This is a genomic window from Bradyrhizobium sp. UFLA06-06 (assembly GCF_054820065.1).
The window spans coordinates 47,637-67,630 of the sequence record NZ_JADFUD010000006.1 but is presented as its reverse complement, the minus strand read 5'-3'; the positions used below and the strand labels follow the sequence as shown (position 1 = coordinate 67,630).

Here is a 19,994-nt window from a genome sequence, read left to right as displayed (position 1 = left end):
ACGGTCCCGCGCCGCGGCTATGTCATCATCATCACCAGCACCATGCCCCAGATCGTCAGCAGCGTGTTTCCGACCGCGTAGGTGACGGTGTAGCCAAGACCGGGAATCTGGCTCTTCGCGCGGTCGTTGATCATGCCCAGCGAAGCGGTCGTGGTGCGCGCGCCGGAGCAGCATCCGAGCAGGATCGCGTCATGGAAGCGGAAAACGTATTTGCCGACAAACATCGCCAGGATCAGCGGCACGGTGGTCACGACGACGCCCCAGAGGAACAGGCTGAAGCCGAGCTTTTGCAGGCCGGCGACAAATCCCGGGCCCGAGGAGATTCCGACCACGGCAATGAAGACGTTCAGGCCGACCGAGTTCATGAACCACACGGTGGGTGACGGGATGCGGCCGAAGGTCGGATGCACGGACCGGAGCCAGCCGAAGAACAAACCGGAGATCAGTGCGCCGCCGGAGGTGGACAGCGTCAGCGGCACGCTTCCGATCTTGTAGACGAACGCGCCGACCAGGGCGCCGATCGCGATGGCGGCGCCGATGAACGCGACGTCGGCAACGTCGGTCGCCCGATCCGGCCGGCCCAGCAGCTTCGTGGTCGCGGCGACATCGGACGTGCGGCCGACCAAGGTGAGGATGTCGCCCCGATTGATCTTGGTGTTCGGCAGGATCGGAATCTCGGTCGCGATCGCGCCCCGGGCGATCCTGCGCAGGAATACGCCGCGAGCGCCCGGTTCCTTCGCCAGTTGCTCCAGCGTCTTGCCGTCGACGTCCTTGCTGGTCACGTAGACATCGACGCCTTCGATCGGCACTGCCAGCAGCTCGCGGTCGTCAACCTCCTCGGCCTGCTCGCCGATCAGCTGCACCAGCACATCGCGGCGCCCGGCGACGGCGACGACATCGCCGGCATGAATCACGGTATCGGAGGTTGCCTCCACGATCTTGCCGCCCCGCCGAAGCCGGAGGACGAAGACGCGATGATCGGGAATCAGCGCCTCGGCCTGCTCGACCGTCTTGCCGACGACCGGCCCACGCTCGCTGACGCGGTAGGCACGCAAATCGAACTGGTGCCAGGCCGTACCCGGGCCGCCCAGTTCCTTCTTGCCGCCATGCTCCTCCTCGTATTTCTTGCATGCGGTCTCGAGATCGATCCCGAGCAACGCGGGCCCGAGCAGCGCCAGCACGATCGCCGACCCAACCGTGCCGAAAATATAGGTCACGGCATAGGCGACCGGCATGGCATCGAGCAGCTTCTTGGCTTCGTCTGCGGGCAGACCAAGGCGATTGATGGCGTCGGTCGCGAGCCCCATAGACGCGGAAATCGTCTGCGAGCCAGCATAGAGCCCGATGGCCGATCCGACGTCGTAACCGGCGAGCTTGGCGCCGAGATACGCAGACAGCAGACAGAAGACGCAGACCACCGCCGCGAAAACGGCCTGCGGAACGCCGTCCTGCGCGATGCCGCGCACGAATTGCGGTCCGACACCGTAACCGATTGCAAACAGGAACATCAGAAAGAAGAACGGCTTCAGCGGCCCTGATATGGTGATCCCGATCTGGCCGATGATGACAGCGGCGACCAGTGTCGCGGTGACCGCGCCCAGTCCAAGACCCTTGTAGGTGAAGGAACCGAAATAGTAGCCCAGGGCCAGCGAGAGGAAGATCGCAATTTCGGGATAGGTGCGGAGCGTCTGGAAGAGCCAATCGATCATGATGTCACCCGTTCATGCTGTCCCGGGGCTTCGGCGTGCGCCCGCTTCGATCTCGTGCAGGGGTGGCCGAAAAGGGCGAGCAACCGTATCGGCCGACATCAGATGGCGGTTGGCGAGCAGGATGTTGATCTATGTCAACCGCAGCTGCGAGAGCCTTGCGATTTCATGATCTTGCCGACACCACGCGCGTGCCGCGCACATTGCATCGTGAGCGGCAATCCGTCGCAGCGATCGCATCGCTAGCGCGCGACCGTTGACATAGATCAAGGCTCGTCACCGGCCGCCGATCATGCTGCGCGCGACTGCGCAGGCAACAGAGCCTGTCGCCTCCATTCCAACAGCTTGCATCGCCCCGGGAGTGTCAAATGGCCGATCTACTGACCCTGAAGAAATTCGAGGCGCTGAGCCCCTTCGAGATCAAGGACGAGCTGATCAACCTCGCGAAGAGCAATTCGAAGCGGAGCCAGATGCCTTTCCTGAACGCCGGGCGGGGCAATCCGAACTGGGTGGCGACGACGCCGCGCGAAGGTTTCTTCCTGCTCGGACAGTTCGCTATCACCGAGAGCAAGCGGGTCATGGAGCACCCGGCGGGAATCGGCGGCATGCCCCAGGCAAACGGCATCGCCGGCCGGTTCGAGGCCTGGCTCAAACAGCACAAGGACATGCCGGGTGCGAGCTTCCTGACCGAGATGTTGCCGTTTGCGGTCAAGAAATTCGGCTTCGACCCGGACGCCTTCGTCCACGAGCTGGTGGATTCGATCATCGGCGACAATTACCCGGTGCCGGACCGCATGCTGGTGCACAACGAGAAGATCGTGCACGAATACCTGATGTGGGCGGTTTGCGGCGAGCCCCGGCCGGCCGGGAAGTTCGACATCTATGCGGTCGAGGGCGGCACGGCGGCGATGTGCTACCTGTTCAAGTCGCTGAAAGCCAACCGGCTGCTGGTGCCTGGCGATACGATCGCGCTGGCGACGCCGATTTTCACACCCTACATCGAGATGACGCACCTGGAAGACTACGACCTGAAGGTGGTTCAGATCAGGGCTCCGCAAGAGAACAAATTCCAGTTCACCGACGAGGAAATCAAGAAGCTGGAGGATCCGAAGATCAAGGCCTTCTTCGTGGTCAATCCGTCCAACCCTCCGGGGATGGCGTTGAGCAAGGAGACGGTTGCCAAGCTGGCCAATCTGGTCAGGACCAAGCGCCCCGACCTGATGATCCTCACCGACGATGTCTATGGCACCTTCGTGCACGGCTTCCGTTCGCTGCTGGGCGAACTGCCGCACAACACCATCGGCGTCTACTCCTATTCGAAGTATTTCGGCTGCACGGGCTGGCGGCTGGGGGCCATCGCCATCAACGAGGACAACATCTTCGACAAGATGATCGCCAAGCTTCCGGACGATGCCGTGAAGGCGCTCGACAAGCGCTACGGGCCGCTCACGCTCGAACCGCGCAAGCTCAAGCTGATCGACCGCATCGTCGCCGACAGCCGCGACGTGGCGCTCAATCACACCGCGGGATTGTCGTTGCCGCAGCAGGTGATGATGAGCCTGTTCTCGCTCGCGGAGATGATGGACGTGAAAAAGGCCTATCAGGCGGCCTGCATGGAGATCGTCAACAAGCGGCTGTGGTCGCTGCTCGACGGGCTCGGTCTGGCCGACAAGCTGAGCCCAAATCCGAACTACGATGCCTACTACGCCCTGATCGATTTCGAGTTCTGGGCCCGAAAGAACATCGGCGACGATGCGGTTGAATATCTGAAGAAGAACGTCCATCCGCTGGACCTCGCGTTCAGGCTGGCCGAAGCCCACGGGATCGTGCTGTTGAACGGCGGCGGATTCGATGCGCCCGAATGGTCGCTTCGCGTGTCGCTCGCGAACCTCGCTGACGATGTCTATGACGACATCGGACGCGGCGTTCGGACGATCGCCAGAGGCTATCGCGACGCCTACGAAGCGGCAAAGGGCGGAGCCGCAAAGCGCTGACAGCGGCGCTTGCCGCGCATCGAGCGTCTGATCCGGCAGCGCTGAAGCAAAGGAAGAGCCCCGGCGATGGTGCCGGGGCTCAAATTACATGGGCTCACGAAGATCAGTATCTCGCGACGACCGGTCCGCCGAACCGATAGTTCAGGCGTATCGTCAGCAGATCCACGTCTTGTCCGATACGGTTGGCAGCACCCGCCACGATGGGATTGACGACCGAGAACGTGTTGTTCGCATCGCCCATGAACAGACGGTCGTATTCGAGCCCGACGGACCAGTTCGGGGTGAAGCCGTATTCGAAGCCGACGCCGACCGTGCCGCCCCAACGGGTCGATGTCGCCGACGCGACCCCAATTCCCCCGACCGTGGTCCAGATGTCATAGCGATTGCTGGTGACCGCTGCACCGCCCTTCACGTAGAACAGCGCGGCATCCCAGGCCCAGCCGAGCTGGCCGGTGAAGAGACCCAGTCCATCGGTCTTCGTTGTCGTCGAGAACCTCGGATCGATCAGGCTGAGGCGCGAGCTCTTCAGGTCCGCCCAATCACCCTGTCCTTCCAGCCCGAACACGAACTGGCCGGCCTGCCAGCGATAGCCGAGTTGTCCGCCGAAAACGCCACCCGAGCGCGAACTGCATCCGTCGGCCACGACACCTCCGAGGGCGGGGAGGAAATCCCAGCAGGTGCGGCTCTCACCCCAACCGCCATTCGCACCGATATAGAAGCCGGTCCAGTTGTAGACCGGCGGAGGGACCGGCACAGGCGCCGCCTTGACGGCCATGTCAGCAGACAACGCCGGCGTGGCCATGCCGACAATCGCGGCGACAGTAAGCAAAAATCTCTTCATGGAATGATCTCCGGGTCTCTTCGCGTTAATCGAGAAAAGCAGTCCTTGCGCTCGCCCAATCGGGGCAGTGGTCGAAGCCTAGATGTGAGTCACGAATAGGCGCGTGCCAAAATGGCAACACTCAAGGGCAAACGAACACCATGCTCGGGCTCTGCTTTCAACTTCGGTGCAGCACGAAGCTCGTTCTGCCGGAGAGGCAGCGCCGAGCCGGCTCACTGTTCGACGAGCCAATCGGCAATGTTCTGCGAGGGGATCAATTGCCTGGGGAGGTGCGGATTGATGGTGCCGGCAAACACGACCAGCCCTTCGTCCAGTTTTGATCGCGCGAACGCCTTGGCTTCCGATTCGCTTGCAAATGTCCTGGTCTCGCGAGGGCTGCGCGCCCTTCGAGCCAACAGACCACGTCGGCGAATTTCATAAGTGACATACCAGATGGCCGACACCGCGACACCGGGCGAGAGCGAACAGCCCTAGCGACACACCATCTGGCCAGCGGCCGCGCCTTGACCTTGGTCAAGGGCCCGGACCGTAAAAATACGGGCGCCGCGGCCCGAGTTGAGGGAGAAGCGGTTCGATCAGAAGCGCGAGTGAACCGCGACGAGCCTGCCGACCGTAGGCTCGCGGGCTTCACCTCCGACCCGAGAAGGACAAGGATGCCGTCCAATGCCTGCGCGTTCGCAAGGACGATGATCAGCGCCAGTTCTTTTGCATCGCATTCATTACGGTGTCTGCCTTGTGCGACTTGCAGTACTTGCCGATTACCTTGCCGTTTCGCTCAACGTAGCGAAAATCGACGACGGTCAGGTTCTTCGATGCGCTGAAATAGCCCGACATCCAGGAGCTGATCAGCGTTTGTCTTTCCTGGTCCGCCTCCAGCAATTGCTTGCAGGTAATGAGGGACAGATCGACGACGACCTGCGCTTTGGCCACGACGCTCGTGGCGAGGAGTACAACGGTCGCAATGGCAGGAATCGATGGTTTCATTGTTATCTTCCAACCCTGTTTGATCACTGGCCGTCCGTAGAGCGCTCAAGGCCGGCCATCACGGTCTGAGTGGGATTGGTCGCGCACCACGCCTTCACGCTTGCGACGTTTCGCGCGTACGCGTTGAGATCGACAAAGGCGTATCCCTTCTTTTGATTGAACCAGCCGCTCATCCAGGCAGAAAATACGGAAGAATCGCCCGGGGACATGGCGAGGTACTGCGAGCAAGTTATCCGCGCCATATCGACGCTCGTCTGCGCTTGCAGTGGGCCCGACAACGCCGCACCGGCAAGAGCCAGGCACACAGTGATTTTGTTCATTCGATTTCTCCCAAGCTCCGTGCACAGTGATTTCTATCCGGCGATCTGCGCCCTCACTGACAGACAAGGACCGGAGTCTTTGCTTGCGCCAGCACCTTGTTTGTCACGCTGCCGATGAGAAGCTTGGAGAGTCCGCTGCGCCCGTGCGATGACATAACGATGAGATCGCAGCCCTTATCCTCGGCTGCTGCGATGATGGCTTGATGGGGTTGCCCGCTCTCGACTTGGCTTGTCTCGCAGGGAACGCCGGCCTCCCTGGCCGCGTGTGCGGCGCGATCCAGCGCGCTCGTGGCCTCTTCCTTGCGTATCTCGGCAAATCTCGCGAGCAGATCACGGTACCGCCCTCCTATTTCCGAGAGCGGCTCAACGACGAAGATGACCGATACTTTGGCTCCGACGGATTTCGCCAGCGCCAACCCCTGCTTCACCCCTTGCTCCGCCAGTTCCGACCCATCTGTCGGAATGAGAATGTGCCGGTACATGCCTTCACCTCCCGGTTATATGGACGACGTATCGCCGCCCGCCAAATGCAAGCTGAACCTGAGCCTCGGACCTGGCCTTGAGATAGATCAATCCACGCTCAGCGCCGCACCCCGGACGCTGATCGTCGCTCGGCGGAGCCGCCTTTCACCTGCGGCCCATCTGAGGCAGGCGAATCGACCGCGGGTTCACCGCAGCGAAATCGTGAGTCCGCCCAGATTGGCGGCGAATTCCAATCCTGCTTTCGGTCCCTTGAGCATGAGCACAACGCCCTGTTCATTTCGCAGGCTCACCCCGCCTACGCCCCCAGCCCATGCGCCACCGGCTCCGACCAGCGTGTAGCTGCCGGCGAAATCGTTGACGTCCCTGATGCCTGAGGCGGTGCCTTCCAGCCAGGTCACCGACGCACCGGCAGTCACGCCGAGGCTGAAGCCGGACGCGATGAACCGATAGTGCCGCCCGCGGTAGGTCAACGTGCCGCTGCCGCCGCCGCCGCCCACGACGAGCGCCGCCTTCACGAACTTGACCTGGACGTGGCCCACGGCCTGCGCGAAGCATGGCGCGACCAACAGGACCATCGCCGCAAGCGCCAGTATGACGGAACGGATCATGGATCGCGTCACTGCGCCCCCTCCTCGCTCAGGGATTTGTCGGGTCCACTTTCTTCCAGGTGTGATCGGGATCGAAAACGATCATGCGCTTGGCGAGGAAATCGGTTCGTGGGCCGAGATCCTTTTGATAGACCGTGCCTGCGTGGTTGACCAGGAAGGTCATGACGCCGGAATTACCGTATTCGGCGGGATAGGCGACCAGGGCGAATCCACCGATCATCTTGCCCTTCACAACGTAGTTTAGCGCGCCGCCCGGGGCGTCGGAGCCCTGTGCCTTCAGGATCCGATAGTAGTAGCCGTGGTACGGCATGCTCTGCTCGCCAACCTTGTAGCCTTCCGCAGCGGCCTGGGCCGCCAGCTCGCCGAGCGGGCTTGGATCCTTGTCGTCGCGCCAGAACAACCCGTCCGTCTTGCCCGGCCTGCTGACGATGCGCTGCGCATAGGCGCCCACACCCTCGCCGCGATCCTTCTCTGCGTATTCGTTCTGTGCGTCGACATAGGCAAGACTGGTCTGGATCGCGGCCAGCTCATTGCGGCCGATCCTGCGGTAGAGGATTTCGCGCCGCCCCGCGGCCGCGTCGAAACTCCAGCCGTCCTTGTTGTTGACGATCGGGATCGGGAACGGGAAATCGTCCCTCCCCAGAATCAAGGTGGCTTTCTTGTTGTCGTCAGCCTTGATCGAATGCTTGGCGTCGTAGGCAGAAAGAAAGCTCTCTCGCGCATTGGCGTCGGCAACATCGTCGCCCGACTCGATGATATCGGCGGCATCGCGGCCCAGCACCTTCAGCATGGCCCGACTGGTGCCGGCTTTGACCGCGGTTGCCAAGGCAGACGCCGCGTCTTCCGGATTGGGAAAACCTTGCTGGGCGCACGCAGGAGACAGCAGCAGAGCAAGTGCTGTTGCCGCGGCCACGCCGATGGAGGCAATACGATCCAGTCGCGAGTACGAGGGGCCTGTCATCGTGATGCCTCCGACGGGGATGGAATCTTCGCGCCTGCGGCAAGCCAGTCGTTGTAGCTGCGGAACTTGAGTCCGAGCTTGTCGTAATAGACCCTGAGATAGCCGTCGGCGCCGCGCGTCACCGCCGCCGGCATGACCTGCTCGACCTCCTGCGCCATCACGCCGACATAGCTCTTGTCGCTGCCGAGATAGCTGAAGCGATAGTAGCCGAGGCCGTTGGCGAGATGTCCAAGCAGCTCGATGTCGTGCTTGAGCGCGATGTCGGAGCGTCGTCCACCGCCGCCACCACCGCGGAAGCCGCCTCCGCCGCCGCCATGGAAGCCGCCCCCGCCCATTCCACCACCACCGCGGCCGGCGAAGCTTGCGCCGCCTCCGCGCGGCATGCTGGCCATACTCGACCGCCCGCGCGCCGATGCCGCCGCAGCTGCCCGTCCGGACGATACGTTCATGGCGCCACCGCGACTGCCACCGCCACGATTCGCCGCAGCTGCGCGGTTACCGGCATTGCCGCGGTTGGCGGCCTTTGCGCGATCGCCGCCGCCCTTGGCCTTGTTGCCGGCACCGGCGCGGTCGCCGCCCTTGGCGCGATCGGCGGCACCGGCACGGTCACCACCTTTGCCGCGATCGCCCGCACGGTCTCCGCCGCGGTCGCCTCCACGGTCTCCGGCCCGATCTCCCGCCCGATCTCCGGCGCGATCACCGAGGTCTCCTGCCCGGTCACCGGCGCGATCTGCGCCCGGGCGATCGCCGCCGGGCTTGAGAACCTGCTGACCATCGCGGCCGCGAAAATCCATCCGATCGCCGGCACCGGCCCGATTGGCGTTGCCGCCGAAGCGCTGCTGGACGTTGCTGTTGTTGTAGCGGACGCCCTGGCGATGCGCCGGATTATGCTGCCAGCTGTTCCCGATATTATTGACCCTGTTGAAATTGTTCACATAGACGTTGCGATTACCCCAGTTGAAGCCACCGCCCCAATAATTACCCCAGCGTCCGATCGCCCATCCGGCGCCGAAGGCAAGACCTGCCGCGATCACCCCGGCGCCGATATAGGACGGATAGCCGAAATAATACGGCGGATAGTCTGCATAGGGCCACGCGCCATAGACCGTCGCGGGATCGTAATAGGGCACGTAGACCGTGTTCGGATCGGTCTGCTCGATGACGATGACCTGCTTGCTCTCCTGAGTCTGGACGCTGACCTTCTGCTGCTTGGTCGTCACCAGCTTGTTGTTGGCCTGCGCCTTGCTGCGCAGCCGCTGGATCGCATCCATGACGTCGGGCTGCTGCGCCAGCACGGCATCGCCCAGATTCTTCGTCCAATCGATCTTGTCGCTCATCATCGCGAGCACGTCGGCGGTGCTCGCGAGCGCCTTCACGCTGTCATCCCAGGCCTGCTTGTCGACCTCGGCCTTCAGCGCATCCCCTTTCAAGCTCTTGCGCTCCTTGAGCCAGCGATCGGCCTGCACGACCTCGAGCGGATAGGTCGACGCCGCCAGCACGTTGGCGAGCAGCGAGTCCGGGTACAGCGCGATCGGCGCCACCAGGGCTTCCAGCTGTTCCGGCTTCAGGAGCTGATCGGCAGGCTGCGTTGTTGCCGCGGCCGGCTGGCTGGCCTGGGCCGGCGGCTTGTCAGCAGTCTGCGCGGTTGCGGCAACGGACGTCACCGAAACCAGCACAACCGCAAGCAGAGTCTTGCCCCAACGGAACATCGCGACCTCCATCGACACCAACGGTCGACAGCATCGGCCGCAGTCCCGTCCCCTCCTTGATCAAGATCAAGGAAACGGCCCTTCCGTTCAGCTTTCGGCTCGGCTTTCGACTTGGCTTTCGGCTTGGCCCGGCTGTCGTGACGCGAGGTGGATGCGGCGATCGTGAATCAGGTTCTCGAGCCGATGGGCCGCAACGTTCACCGCCGTGACGGCGCGCTCGGCCTTGTCGTCCTCCACAGGCTGGTCGCGCTGCGTTCGCAGCACTTGGTCGATTTCGCGCTCGATCTCTTCCAGCTCCGACTCACGCCCGGCCGCGCGGACCCGAGGCCCCAGAGCATAGAGCGTGTCGAGCGCCTCCTCGCGGCTCGGTGTCTCGACCGGTCGGAGGAATTTCCACGCTGCCGCAAGCACGGACGCAAGTCCGCCGGCGATCATCGGCGCCAGGAAGATCGCATTGCCCCACTGGTCGAGAAAACTCTCCCTGGTCCCCTCATAGACCGCCGCCGCCCCCGGGTGCACGGGGATGTAGGCGCCTGCGTCGGTATCGGGCGTAGCGATCTGGGAGAGTGCCGGCAGCTCGGCAAGCAAATCCCGTCGCGCATTCATGATCGACTGCGTCAGGTCGCCGATCAGGTCATTCCCGAGCTTCTTCTGTGCCACCAGATAGAACGACGTCTGCAGCGTCGTCAGGTCGTCAGCAGGAACCGGTGGCGAGCCGCGCAAGGTCCCCTTCGGTACGTCGAAGCTTTCATAGGCGCGCTCTTTTTCGGCGATCGCTCCGGCGGACTCGATGGCGATCATCACCGGGCCGGCTCGCGTGGTGTGCGAGAAAACGTTGCGCAGCAGCGAAAGATATTTTTCGGTCAAAGGCATGACGAGCAGGATCGCCCGTACCTCCTTGGTGTCGAGCGCCCGGCGCGCGTCCGCGGGGGCGAGCGGCTTGAACGTCACGCCCGCGCGCGTCAGATCGTACTCGTCGGTCAGCACCTTGATCAGCTTCTGATTGGCTTCGGCGCCGATCACGCCGATCGCGGCGCGTTTCAGCTCCGCTACGTCGGATATCGCAGCGCCGGGCGGCGCGACCAACAGGACGGTGGCGTGGGCCAACACGATAACGGCCTGGGCCTGCGAGAGATCGCCGACGTCTCCACGGACGACCGCGAGGTCCACTTTCCCGGAAGCAAACGCCTTGGCGGACTCGAGCGGTCCCGGCGTCTGGACCAGGCTGAGCCGGACTGGCGCTTTCGACTGGGCGAACTTTCCGGCGATCGCCGAGACCAGCCTCCCGGCCTCGCCGTCCAGCGACCCGACTGCGATCGTCAAGGTCGTCGGCCGCTCATACCAGCGATAGGCCAGCAAACCTGCGCCCCCAACCAAAAGGGTGAGGCCGGCCACCAGGGCGATGCGGAATGACCTCGGCAACCTGCTCGGATCCACGGCGCGCTACCCAATCGGTCCGGCGTCAGCCGACAACGGTCCGGCGGCGCTGAGCCAGCGCGGGGAGCGGACGCCTCTAGATCTTGCAACGATGATAGTTGACCTCCATCCCCTCGATGCCCGGGAACTGGCGCGTAATGGTATCGTCGTCGACGGCCTTAAGGAAGAACTGCACATTCGATACCATGATTCCGGACGCGCAGCCGACGATGATGTTGATGGTCTGGCCGTCGTCCTTGCGCGATTTGATCTTGCAGTTCTCGAACTTGCTCCGGAGGCGATCGGGCTCGGCGATGAATCCGCCGCCATAGACGCCTGAGAAGTTCGTGAAGGTCAGCTGGTTCGCCCTGCCCTTGTGGGCGAACACCTTTCGGCATTGCTCGGCGCTCGTGGCCCAGGCGCCCGTGAGATCGAAAGCGTGCGCGTAACCCGGCAATCCGAAGATCATGCCCGTCACCACGATTGCGCGAAGCTTACAGTCCGGTTTCATATGCCGTCTCCCTGTTCGCGCCCTTCAGTGACCGCTTAACACCAGCGTCTTGATCGGCAGCAGCAGAGCTTGAATCCGAAGCAGCAAGGCGTGAACGAGTGCAGTCGCGTCGACGGCGTGCAGGGCAAAGCCTTTCAACGCGCCGGTTTTCGGATCGGCAATCACATCATGATTGCTGGTGTACGCATTGACGATGCAACTGCTGCCTGGTGTCACGTCATCAAGGCCGCCCTTGTAAAGCGGCTCCAGGAACACGAGGATCGAACCTGGCTTTTGCAGGCTCTGCGGGTCGATCAACAGCTCGCTGGCCCGAAACTGGCCGGCGGCGATGAAATCCTGCACGCTGGTGACGACCAGCGGAATGATCACCCAGGGTTTCGACATACAGGTGGCTTCCGCTACCATGCCGGGCTTCATCACCTGGGCCTCGATCTGCCCGAATCCCGCCTGCAAACTTTTGCGGCCCGCCTCGTCCGGTATCAGGATTCCGGCCGGCCGCATGATCTGGGCGACGAGGTCCCCGGGGCGAACCAGGAATTGCTCGACGCGGCCATCGACGCCGGCACGGACGAAAGTCTTGTCGAGGTCCACCTGCGCCTGCGCCCGCGCGGCATCGGCGCTCGCCCTCTCGGCCGGCAACAGCGTGGAGACGCGTAGCGTCGCCGATTCCCTGGCGGCGCTGGCAGCATCGACGCCGGACTGCCGCTGATCAACCAGCACCTGCAGCTTCTCGATGTCACGTTGCGGCACAATGCCGGGATTGCGGCGCTGCAACTCGCTCTTCACCTCCAGCTCGTCCTTGGCTTGCTGCAAGGAGGCTTTCGCCTCCCCGATCTGAGCGTCCGCCTTGACGACGTCGGCCTGCGACGCGATCAACGACGCATCGACCTCGGCGATCTTTCGCTTGGCGGTCTCGAGCGCGGCCTCCTGCTTCGAACTGTCGAGCCGGAACAGAACGTCACCCTTCTTCACCGGCGCGGTGAAGTCGACATTGACCTCGACGACACGGCCGGAGCCCTCGGGCAGGATCGGCACGGTCCTGAAGTAGATCGCCGCGGAGGTTGTCGAAGGATGAAAGTAGAAGATCATCGTGATCAGCGAGATCGTGAGCATCAGGCAGCCGGTGATCCCCCATCTCAGTTCATACCAGACGGAGAAGAACGTAATCTCCTTGCCGAACCGCTTGCCTTGCCGATAGCGGCGGTAGAGGTAATCCGGCAGAATTGTCACCAGCGAGCAGATCATCAGCTCAAGCATGGTTGTGCACCTCTTGCTTCGCGGGCGTCCGGACGTCGGGACTGCCGCCAGCTACGGATTCGGCTTCCGGTTCGGCAGCGCCCGGCGTGGCGTCTGCTATGCGCTCGACGGAATCGGCGATGCTGCGCATCGGCGTGCCGAAATCCGGCAGGTCGATGAGTGCCAGCAACAGGCCGGCCACCCAGAAGATATGCATGTGGGTGAAAAGCGATATCAGGCCGAGGACGGCGACGATCTCAAACTGAAGTTTCTGGCTCTTGTGCGCCATGCGCTCCGGCAGGCTGTGCAGCTTCCAGTACAGAGTGCCAACCCAGAAGACGGTGGCTACGAGGAAGATGCCCATCACCACCATCAGGGTGTCCGACCCGTCGGCGCCGGGAATGAAAAACGGCAGATGATGGGGGGCCGCCGGATGCATCTGTTCGCTCAAGCCAAGTCTCCCGGTCGCAATAACACCGCAAGCGAATCTTGATCGACACTGCTGACGATCCTATCGCGCTTGCTTGATCTGGATCAAGGAAGCCGTTCGGCTCATCCCTACCGTTCCGGGGGCAAGGTGGAAGATCGGGCTTAGGAGTCCCCAGCCATGCGAGACAAGATCGATGATCTGATCCCCAAGGCACACGAGATCCAGAAGCAGGCCGCGCTCAAGGAAGCGGAGAAAGCTGAGGAGCACGCCAAGCGTGCGGCCGCTATCGAAGCCGAGAAGCGCGCGTTGATCGAGCGGCTGAGCAAGCCCTCCGGGCTCAGCGAGGACGAGAAGGTCAAACTGGCGTCGACGGTGATTCAGCGGGCGGTGCGCAACGGGTTGAGCGAAGTGCAGGTCTATCGCTTCCCCAATACGCTGTGCACCGACAAGGGGCGAGCCATCAATCAGATGGAGGCCGGCTGGGAGAAGACGCTGACGGGTATCCCTAAGGAAATATACCAGCTTTGGGCTGACTACTTGCAGCCGCGCGGCTACCGCATCCGCTATCAGATCGTCGATTACCCCGGCGGCATGCCCGGCGACATCGGAATCGTCATTTCCTGGGGCGACTAGTTGAAACGATGGACGGATATCCATGGCGAACGCCAAGCCCGCTGGAAAGATGAAGCGCAAGGACTATGAGGAAGAACTGCACAAGCTGCAGATCCAGCTCTGCCATCTCCAGGAATGGGTGAAGGCGAACAATCTCAGGGTCATCATCCTGTTCGAAGGACGCGATGCGGCCGGCAAGGGCGGAACGATCAAGGCCTTGACCGAGAAGGTCAGCCCGCGCGTGTTTCGCGTGGTCGCCCTGCCCGCGCCCTCGGATCGCGAGAAGTCCCAGCTCTTCATCCAGCGCTACATGCAGCAGTTTCCGGCGGCCGGCGAGATCGTGATCTTCGATCGCAGCTGGTACAATCGCGCAGGCGTCGAATATGTGATGGGGTTCTGCACGCCGGCGGAGCACAAACGATTCCTCTCGCTCTGCCCGCAGATGGAGCAATACATCATCGAGGGCGGCATCATCCTGATCAAGCTGTGGCTCGAGGTCGGGATGGATGAGCAGGAGCGCCGCTTCAGGGCCCGGATCGACGATCCGCTGCGGCAGTGGAAGCTGAGCCCGATGGACACGGAATCCTTCCGCCGGTGGTATGATTACTCCCGTGCGCGCGACCTGATGTTCAAGGCGACGAGCTCGGAGCACGCGCCCTGGAACGTCATCCGTTCCGACGACAAGCGGCGGGCGCGGTTGAACTGCATCTCATTCCTGCTGAAGACAATTCCTCACGGACGGGTCAAGCGCGACAAGGTCAAGCTTCCCAAGCGCTCCAATAAGGGGCGCTACAACGATCAGGCCGGACTGCGCGGAATGAAGTTCGTCGAGGAACGTTACTAGAGGTCCAGGCCGCGCCGGGCGCGGCCTGGATCACTCCAGACCTATTTCAAGCGGATGGAAACCCCGCCCACGGCGGCCGATACCTCGGCGCCGACCTTCGGGCCGCTGAGCTGCAGGATCACACCATTGGCGTTCTGGAGCTGCACGCCTCCGGCGCCCGCGGCGATCGCCCCACCGGCGCCTGCCGCGCTGTAGGAGCCTTCGATCGAGGCAGGCCCTCTGAGATTGAGGGCGCGCCCGACCAGCTTGGTGGTCGAAGCGCCGATCGTGAAGCCGACGCTCATGCCCGACACCGTGAACGGATAGTGCTTGCCGCGCAGGGTCAATACGCCCTCGCCGCCTCCGACACCAACGATGAATCCACCCTTGGTGAAGATGACGGCGACCGAGCCGGTTTCAGCCAATGACGGCGTGCTGAAGCTGGCCAATCCAACCGCCAGTGTAGCAAGAACTCCGATCAAACTCACTTTCCTCATGGTGTCCCTCCGGAAACCGGTTGCGTTGCGACTTGTTGCGCAAGACTCATCGCCGCAAGAATGCGAAGACGCCTTGCGGACTCTCCTTCGTCTATGAAGCAGCCTTGAACTTCTGCGCGGCCGCTCGCGGCCTGCCCATCCTGGCCAGCGCCTCGGTCGTCACGAGCTTCAGGCCCTCGGCCGCGTCGTAGCCATGGATCTCCTTCACATCCAGCTTGCGCATGAAATCGATGGTCTCCTGCGTGATAACCTGGCCAGGGACCATGATCGGGAAGCCCGGCGGATAAGGTATCACGAAGCTGGCGGAGACGAGATCGGGCCCGTTCTTCAGCCGCCTGTCGATCTCGGGATCGTTCAGTCGAATATATTCGCATCCTGCGGCATCATAGGCCGAATAGAAGCCGCCGCGGATGTCGCCCTCATTCGTCTTCGTGCCGGCATCGCCGCGATAGGCGTCGTGGAAATGCGAGAAGTTCGGCAGATCGGGTACATCCTTCATCAGGCTGTTGACCCGCATGTCGAAGTCGACCCTGGCGTTCGCGCCGCCCTTGGCCAGGCCGCGATCGATTTCACCGGAGATTTCGGCCAGCACCCGGACGAGATGCGCGACGTCGCTCCGCGTATTGTTGATGTTGGACTGGATCAGGACCGAGTTGCGCGAGGTCTTGTTGACCTGGATGTTGTAGCGGCTGGCGAGCAGCCCTTTGAACGACGTTCCGTCGTACCCGGCCGTGCCGCAGACCAGCGTCATTCGGGTCGGATCGAGACAGAACTCGTCGTCGTTCAGGCTCTTCAGGGCGCTCGCCCAGTTGGTCCCGGCCGCCAGATAGTCGGTGAATCCGCTCTGGCGGTATTGCCCCGGCACCATGGCATCCGCGCCGAGAACGCGGAAATATCTCGAAATCAACGGATTGCTGTTGACCGCGTTGCGGATGGCGAACGCGATCTCCATGGCATTGGCTACCAGTCCATATCCCTCGAGCTCCATCTGCCGGCGCGAGACGTCGAGGCTGGCGATCAGCTGCTGGTTCGGGCTGGTCGAGGCGTGCGTGAATACGGCCTCCTTGAACTGCGCTTCGACGGTGTGGAATTCGATGTCCTTGACCGCCAGCATCGAGCCCTGCCGGATCGCCGACATCGACTTGTGGGTCGAGTTGGTCTGGTAGACGCGCAGCCGGATCTGGCGCGGGTCGGGGATCAGCCGGGTCTCGAGCAGGACCTCGTCGGAAGGATTCTTGCCGAGCTCGGCCTGCTGTTTCTCATAGGCGGTGACCGACTTGGGATCGCGCATCCAGGCTTCGATCTCGTTCGCCGCGCCCATCGCGGTTCGCCGCCTCAGGAACGGTGAAAACCGCGCGAAGCCGAACCAGGCCTCGTCCCAGAGGAAGATCAGGTCAGGCTTGATCGCGAGGCATTCCTCCATCACCCGCCGCGTGTTGTAGATGTGGCCGTCGAAGGTGCAATTGGTCAGGTCGATCATCTTGACCCGGTCGAGCCGGCCGTCGGCCTTCGCGTTCAGAAGCGCCTGCTTGATCGTCTGCAACGGCACGGCGCCGTACATCGAGTATTCCGTCATCGGGAATGCCTCGACGTAGAGCGGCTGCGCGCCGGCCAGCACCATGCCGTAATGGTGCGACTTGTGGCAGTTGCGGTCGACGATTGCGATGTCGCCGGGACCCAGCAGCGCCTGCACGGCCATCTTGTTGGACGTCGAGGTGCCGTTGGTCACGAAGTAGACGCGGTCGGCGCCGAGCGCGCGCGCGGCCTTCTCCTGCGCCTTCTTGATGTTGCCGGTCGGCTCCAGCATGCTGTCGAGGCCGCCGGTGGTCGCGCTGCTCTCGGCAAGGAACAGGTTCAGCCCGTAGAATTCCCCCATGTCGCGGATCCAGTCCGACTTGAACACGGACTTGCCGCGCGCGATCGGCAGCGCGTGGAAGGTGCCGATCGGCCGCTGCGCATATTTCTTCAGATTGTCGAAGAACGGCGTGTCGAAGCGATCCTGCACGCCCTCCAGAATTGAAAGGTGCAATTCGAGGATATCCTCGACCGAGTAGAACACCCGGCGCACCACATCGGCCTCGGGATTGCCGGCCAACTCCTCGACGTCGCGATTGGACATGAGGTAGAGGTCAAGCTCGGGACGCACCCGCTTCAGGATATGGGCCAACCGCAGCGCGGACGCATCGGACTCGTCGTTCAGCCCCATGGCGCCGGTCATGGCACGAAGCACCGGCGCATCGTGGCGCGAGCGCAGCCCGAAGCCTTCATTGATCACCACCGCCGCAATGTTGGGGTTCAGCATTGCCGCACAGAAGGCGTCCTCGAGGTTGCCCACGACCACGGGCTCATAGATGAAGGCGTCGACCGGACGCCGCAGCTTGCGCCATTCCGCCAGGAGCCCGGGCCAGTTGTTGGCCGGCACCCCGGTCACGATCAGGGTCTCGAAGTAAGGACGGCGCGCCGCCGATTGTCCCAGGGTTGGCGGAAGCAGATCGGGAACGTCGCCATTGCCCTCGTCCTGCGTGCTCCAGTCACCTGCATGCTGGCGGAAGGATTTTGTCTGAAGTGCCTGCGCGATCCGCGTCGCAAGCATATGCGAGGTGGCGGCGTCGCCCGCCGCTGCGGCTTCCTTCAGCGCCGCCATCAAACGAAGGCCCGGGTAGCCGTGGAACTCCTCCGTCACCGCAAGCGCCGACAGCGCCGCGTCATATGCCGCACGGTTGCCGCCCCTGCTCCATACCTTCGCCGCCTCAACCAGATCGCGCCAATTGTCGGCTCGTCCACCGGGCCCGGAGAAGAACTGGTCGATGCGCTGCTGTGCCGGCTTCGCGTCGTTGGCCATGAGAGTCTCCCGATCTCGTGATCTCAGCGCTGGTTCTGTCCGATCGTACAAACCGGGCCCATTGCATCCTTTGATCCAAGTCAAGCTGCAAGCTGGATTGAGACAGCTCCCCAAGCGCGGGTGATCACGACGTCTTGCGGCGCAACAAGGCTGGAATGTCGCAGCAGTTCGCACGGCCGCGCACGCTAGGTGCTTGCCTGTGGCTTCCTGTTGCTCAAGACGCTGTCGAGCGTACGCATCCAGTCACCGCTATCGGTCTTGTCGGCAAGACCATCCGCCTGAAGCAGATCCCGCAACTGCGCGTGCGCGCCCACGATGCAGAATGTGATCTGGCGCGATGCAAGTTCCTGGTGAAGGTCGTGCAGCATGCGCGAGCCCGCAAGGTCGATGAACGGCGAGGCCGACAGGTCACAGGCCACCAGCTTGACGTCGGGCGACACCCGAAGCGCCGCCAGCACCGTTTCGAAGATCGTCTCCGCGTTGACATAAAGGAGCGAGGTCTCCGGGCGGAACGCGATGATCCCGGTCAAGGGCTCGACGTCATCGTGTCGCGCCCGGTCGGAATAGCGCCCACTGCCGGCTTGACGGCCCAGAAACGCGATATTGGGCTGGGACGCCCGCAACAACAGCAGGAAGATCGAGGCGACGGCCGCCAGCAGCACACCCTGCAATATCCCGAGGAACAGCACGGACACCAGCGCGATGATTGCGGCATAGAAATCGATCCGGCTGATCCGCCACATTCTGGCCAGCGCCGAAATATCGACCAATTTGTAGACGGCTGAGAAAACGATCGCGGCGAGCACGGTCTTCGGCAGATTGGTCAGCAGGCCGGTGAAGAACAGCAGGCAGAGTGCGAGGGTTGCCGAACAGAACACCAGCGCCAGCGGCGTGCGTGCGCCGGCGGCGTCATTCACGGCCGACTGCGACAACCCGCCGGCGACGGGATAGCCATGCCCGAAGGCTGCGGCGAGATTGGCCGCGCCGAGTCCCAGAAACTCTTGCCTGACATCCAGCGGGTAGCCGTGCTTTGCCGCAAAGCTTCGTGCGGCGGACACCCCTTCCACATAGGCCAGCACGAGGCATCCGGCGGCGATCGGAAAGAGATCGTCAAATTCGAGCAGACCAAATGTCGGTAGCGAAAGGGTCGGCAAGCCGGTTGGGATCGCTCCGGTCACCGGCAAGCCCAGTTCTGCGAGCCCGAATGCGCTGGCCGCGAGGATCGACAGCGCGACCACCGCCAGCCCAACGGGCTTTCCGGGCAGTCTCTTCTCGCCGAGCAGGAGCAGCACCGTCGCAGCCACACCAATGCCGAGCACCAGCGGCCTGGTATCGCCGAGCTGGCCGGCAAGCCTGATCACGCGGTCGAAGAAGTTGTGGCCGCCTCCAGCGACGCCGAACAGGCTGGGCAGCTGACTCATGATGATGGTGAGGCCCGCTCCGGCCTTGAAGCCCACCAAGATACTATCGCTGATCAACCGCACCAGCAGGCTGAGCTTGAACAGCCAGGCGATCAGGCAGAGCACTGCGACGCTGAAGGCCACGAGGCTGGCAATCTGCCCATAACGCGCGGCATCGCCGCCGGCCAATATGCCGACCGCGCCGGCGATCATCAGCGAGATCGCCGACGTGGGTCCGACCGCGAGCTGCCGGGACGAGCCCAGCAGGGCGTAACCCACGCCGCCGAGCAGATAGCCATAGACGCCGATCTGCGGCGGCAGACCCGCGAGCCCCGCATAGGCCAGCGACACCGGGATCGCGTAGGCCGCCAGCGTGACCCCGGCGATTGCGTCCGCCCCGAGCCAGGATGCGCGGTAGTCGGCGAGCCAGTTCGCCGGCGGAAACCAGCGCATCCAACTCGTCTCTGCCTGGATCGACATCAAGCCCGCCGTATGACGCCACAATGGTCGCATGTGGTTGCGCCGGCGGGTCCGATGCGCGTTGATTCAGATCAAGCCTTGCAGCCCTCAATGTGCTTCAGATCTTGCGCGGCTCGATCGTCGTGACCTGCAGATTTGCCA

At 63.0% G+C, this 19,994-nt stretch carries 19 protein-coding genes; 3 read left to right on the top strand and 16 right to left on the bottom strand.

Features of this window, described 5'->3' with window-relative positions; genetic code table 11:
- Positions 1-17: 17 nt before the first annotated feature.
- Positions 18-1,709, bottom strand: a complete 1,692-nt coding sequence (gene aspT / locus IF803_RS07085; protein ID WP_461191704.1) for an aspartate-alanine antiporter — start codon at positions 1,707-1,709, stop codon at positions 18-20.
- Between the two features lie 365 nt (positions 1,710-2,074).
- On the opposite strand from aspT, the gene aspD reads away from it, so the two are divergent.
- Complete coding sequence (gene aspD / locus IF803_RS07080) at positions 2,075-3,700, top strand: aspartate 4-decarboxylase (protein ID WP_461191703.1); 1,626 nt, start codon at positions 2,075-2,077, stop codon at positions 3,698-3,700.
- Between the two features lie 103 nt (positions 3,701-3,803).
- Here aspD and IF803_RS07075 read toward each other — a convergent pair whose 3' ends face one another.
- From IF803_RS07075 to IF803_RS07020, 12 genes are all read right to left on the bottom strand, one after another.
- Positions 3,804-4,541: an outer membrane protein gene (locus IF803_RS07075; protein ID WP_225646107.1), complete on the bottom strand. Its 738-nt coding sequence runs from the start codon at positions 4,539-4,541 to the stop codon at positions 3,804-3,806.
- A gap of 212 nt (positions 4,542-4,753) precedes the next feature.
- A complete protein-coding gene (locus tag IF803_RS07070) occupies positions 4,754-4,984 on the bottom strand; it encodes a hypothetical protein (RefSeq protein WP_028344998.1) in 231 nt (76 codons plus the stop codon).
- 247 nt (positions 4,985-5,231) lie between these two features.
- Positions 5,232-5,525, bottom strand: coding sequence for an HdeA/HdeB family chaperone (locus IF803_RS07065; RefSeq protein WP_461191702.1), 294 nt, complete (start codon positions 5,523-5,525; stop codon positions 5,232-5,234).
- A 23-nt stretch (positions 5,526-5,548) separates the two neighbouring features.
- A complete protein-coding gene (locus tag IF803_RS07060; protein WP_461191701.1) occupies positions 5,549-5,845 on the bottom strand; it encodes an HdeA/HdeB family chaperone in 297 nt (98 codons plus the stop codon).
- Positions 5,846-5,898: 53 nt separating this feature from the next.
- Positions 5,899-6,327 (bottom strand): universal stress protein, encoded by a 429-nt coding sequence (locus IF803_RS07055; protein ID WP_038385239.1) that lies wholly within the window; start codon positions 6,325-6,327, stop codon positions 5,899-5,901.
- 186 nt (positions 6,328-6,513) lie between these two features.
- Positions 6,514-6,936 carry a hypothetical protein gene (locus tag IF803_RS07050; protein WP_028345002.1) on the bottom strand — a complete coding sequence of 141 codons (423 nt, stop codon included), beginning with the start codon at positions 6,934-6,936 and terminating at the stop codon, positions 6,514-6,516.
- A 28-nt stretch (positions 6,937-6,964) separates the two neighbouring features.
- Entirely contained in the window at positions 6,965-7,897 is a 933-nt protein-coding gene (locus IF803_RS07045; protein ID WP_461191700.1) for a DUF2950 domain-containing protein, read from the bottom strand.
- Complete coding sequence (locus IF803_RS07040; RefSeq protein ID WP_461191699.1) at positions 7,894-9,606, bottom strand: DUF3300 domain-containing protein; 1,713 nt, start codon at positions 9,604-9,606, stop codon at positions 7,894-7,896. The genes IF803_RS07045 and IF803_RS07040 overlap by 4 nt, the downstream gene beginning before the upstream one ends.
- 87 nt (positions 9,607-9,693) lie before the next feature.
- Positions 9,694-11,004, bottom strand: a complete 1,311-nt coding sequence (locus IF803_RS07035) for a TAXI family TRAP transporter solute-binding subunit (protein WP_461191794.1) — start codon at positions 11,002-11,004, stop codon at positions 9,694-9,696.
- Between the two features lie 115 nt (positions 11,005-11,119).
- Positions 11,120-11,533 (bottom strand): hypothetical protein, encoded by a 414-nt coding sequence (locus IF803_RS07030; RefSeq protein ID WP_304499677.1) that lies wholly within the window; start codon positions 11,531-11,533, stop codon positions 11,120-11,122.
- Between the two features lie 24 nt (positions 11,534-11,557).
- Positions 11,558-12,790, bottom strand: a complete 1,233-nt coding sequence (locus IF803_RS07025; protein ID WP_304499676.1) for an HlyD family secretion protein — start codon at positions 12,788-12,790, stop codon at positions 11,558-11,560.
- A complete protein-coding gene (locus IF803_RS07020; RefSeq protein ID WP_461191698.1) occupies positions 12,783-13,220 on the bottom strand; it encodes a hypothetical protein in 438 nt (145 codons plus the stop codon). The genes IF803_RS07025 and IF803_RS07020 overlap by 8 nt, the downstream gene beginning before the upstream one ends.
- Positions 13,221-13,376: 156 nt before the next feature.
- On the opposite strand from IF803_RS07020, the gene IF803_RS07015 reads away from it, so the two are divergent.
- Together IF803_RS07015 and ppk2 are read left to right on the top strand one after the other, a co-directional pair.
- Positions 13,377-13,832, top strand: a complete 456-nt coding sequence (locus tag IF803_RS07015; protein ID WP_461191697.1) for a hypothetical protein — start codon at positions 13,377-13,379, stop codon at positions 13,830-13,832.
- A gap of 22 nt (positions 13,833-13,854) precedes the next feature.
- Positions 13,855-14,655, top strand: a complete 801-nt coding sequence (gene ppk2 / locus IF803_RS07010) for a polyphosphate kinase 2 (protein ID WP_411784544.1) — start codon at positions 13,855-13,857, stop codon at positions 14,653-14,655.
- A gap of 41 nt (positions 14,656-14,696) precedes the next feature.
- Here the strand turns inward: ppk2 and IF803_RS07005 are convergent, their stop codons facing one another.
- The 3 genes from IF803_RS07005 to IF803_RS06995 all read right to left on the bottom strand — a co-directional run bounded on the left by IF803_RS07005 (position 14,697) and on the right by IF803_RS06995 (position 19,853).
- Positions 14,697-15,131, bottom strand: coding sequence for a hypothetical protein (locus IF803_RS07005; RefSeq protein ID WP_304499672.1), 435 nt, complete (start codon positions 15,129-15,131; stop codon positions 14,697-14,699).
- A gap of 91 nt (positions 15,132-15,222) precedes the next feature.
- Positions 15,223-17,973 (bottom strand): decarboxylase, encoded by a 2,751-nt coding sequence (locus IF803_RS07000; protein ID WP_461191696.1) that lies wholly within the window; start codon positions 17,971-17,973, stop codon positions 15,223-15,225.
- 185 nt (positions 17,974-18,158) lie between these two features.
- Entirely contained in the window at positions 18,159-19,853 is a 1,695-nt protein-coding gene (locus IF803_RS06995) for a SulP family inorganic anion transporter (protein WP_461191695.1), read from the bottom strand.
- Positions 19,854-19,994: the final 141 nt, after the last annotated feature.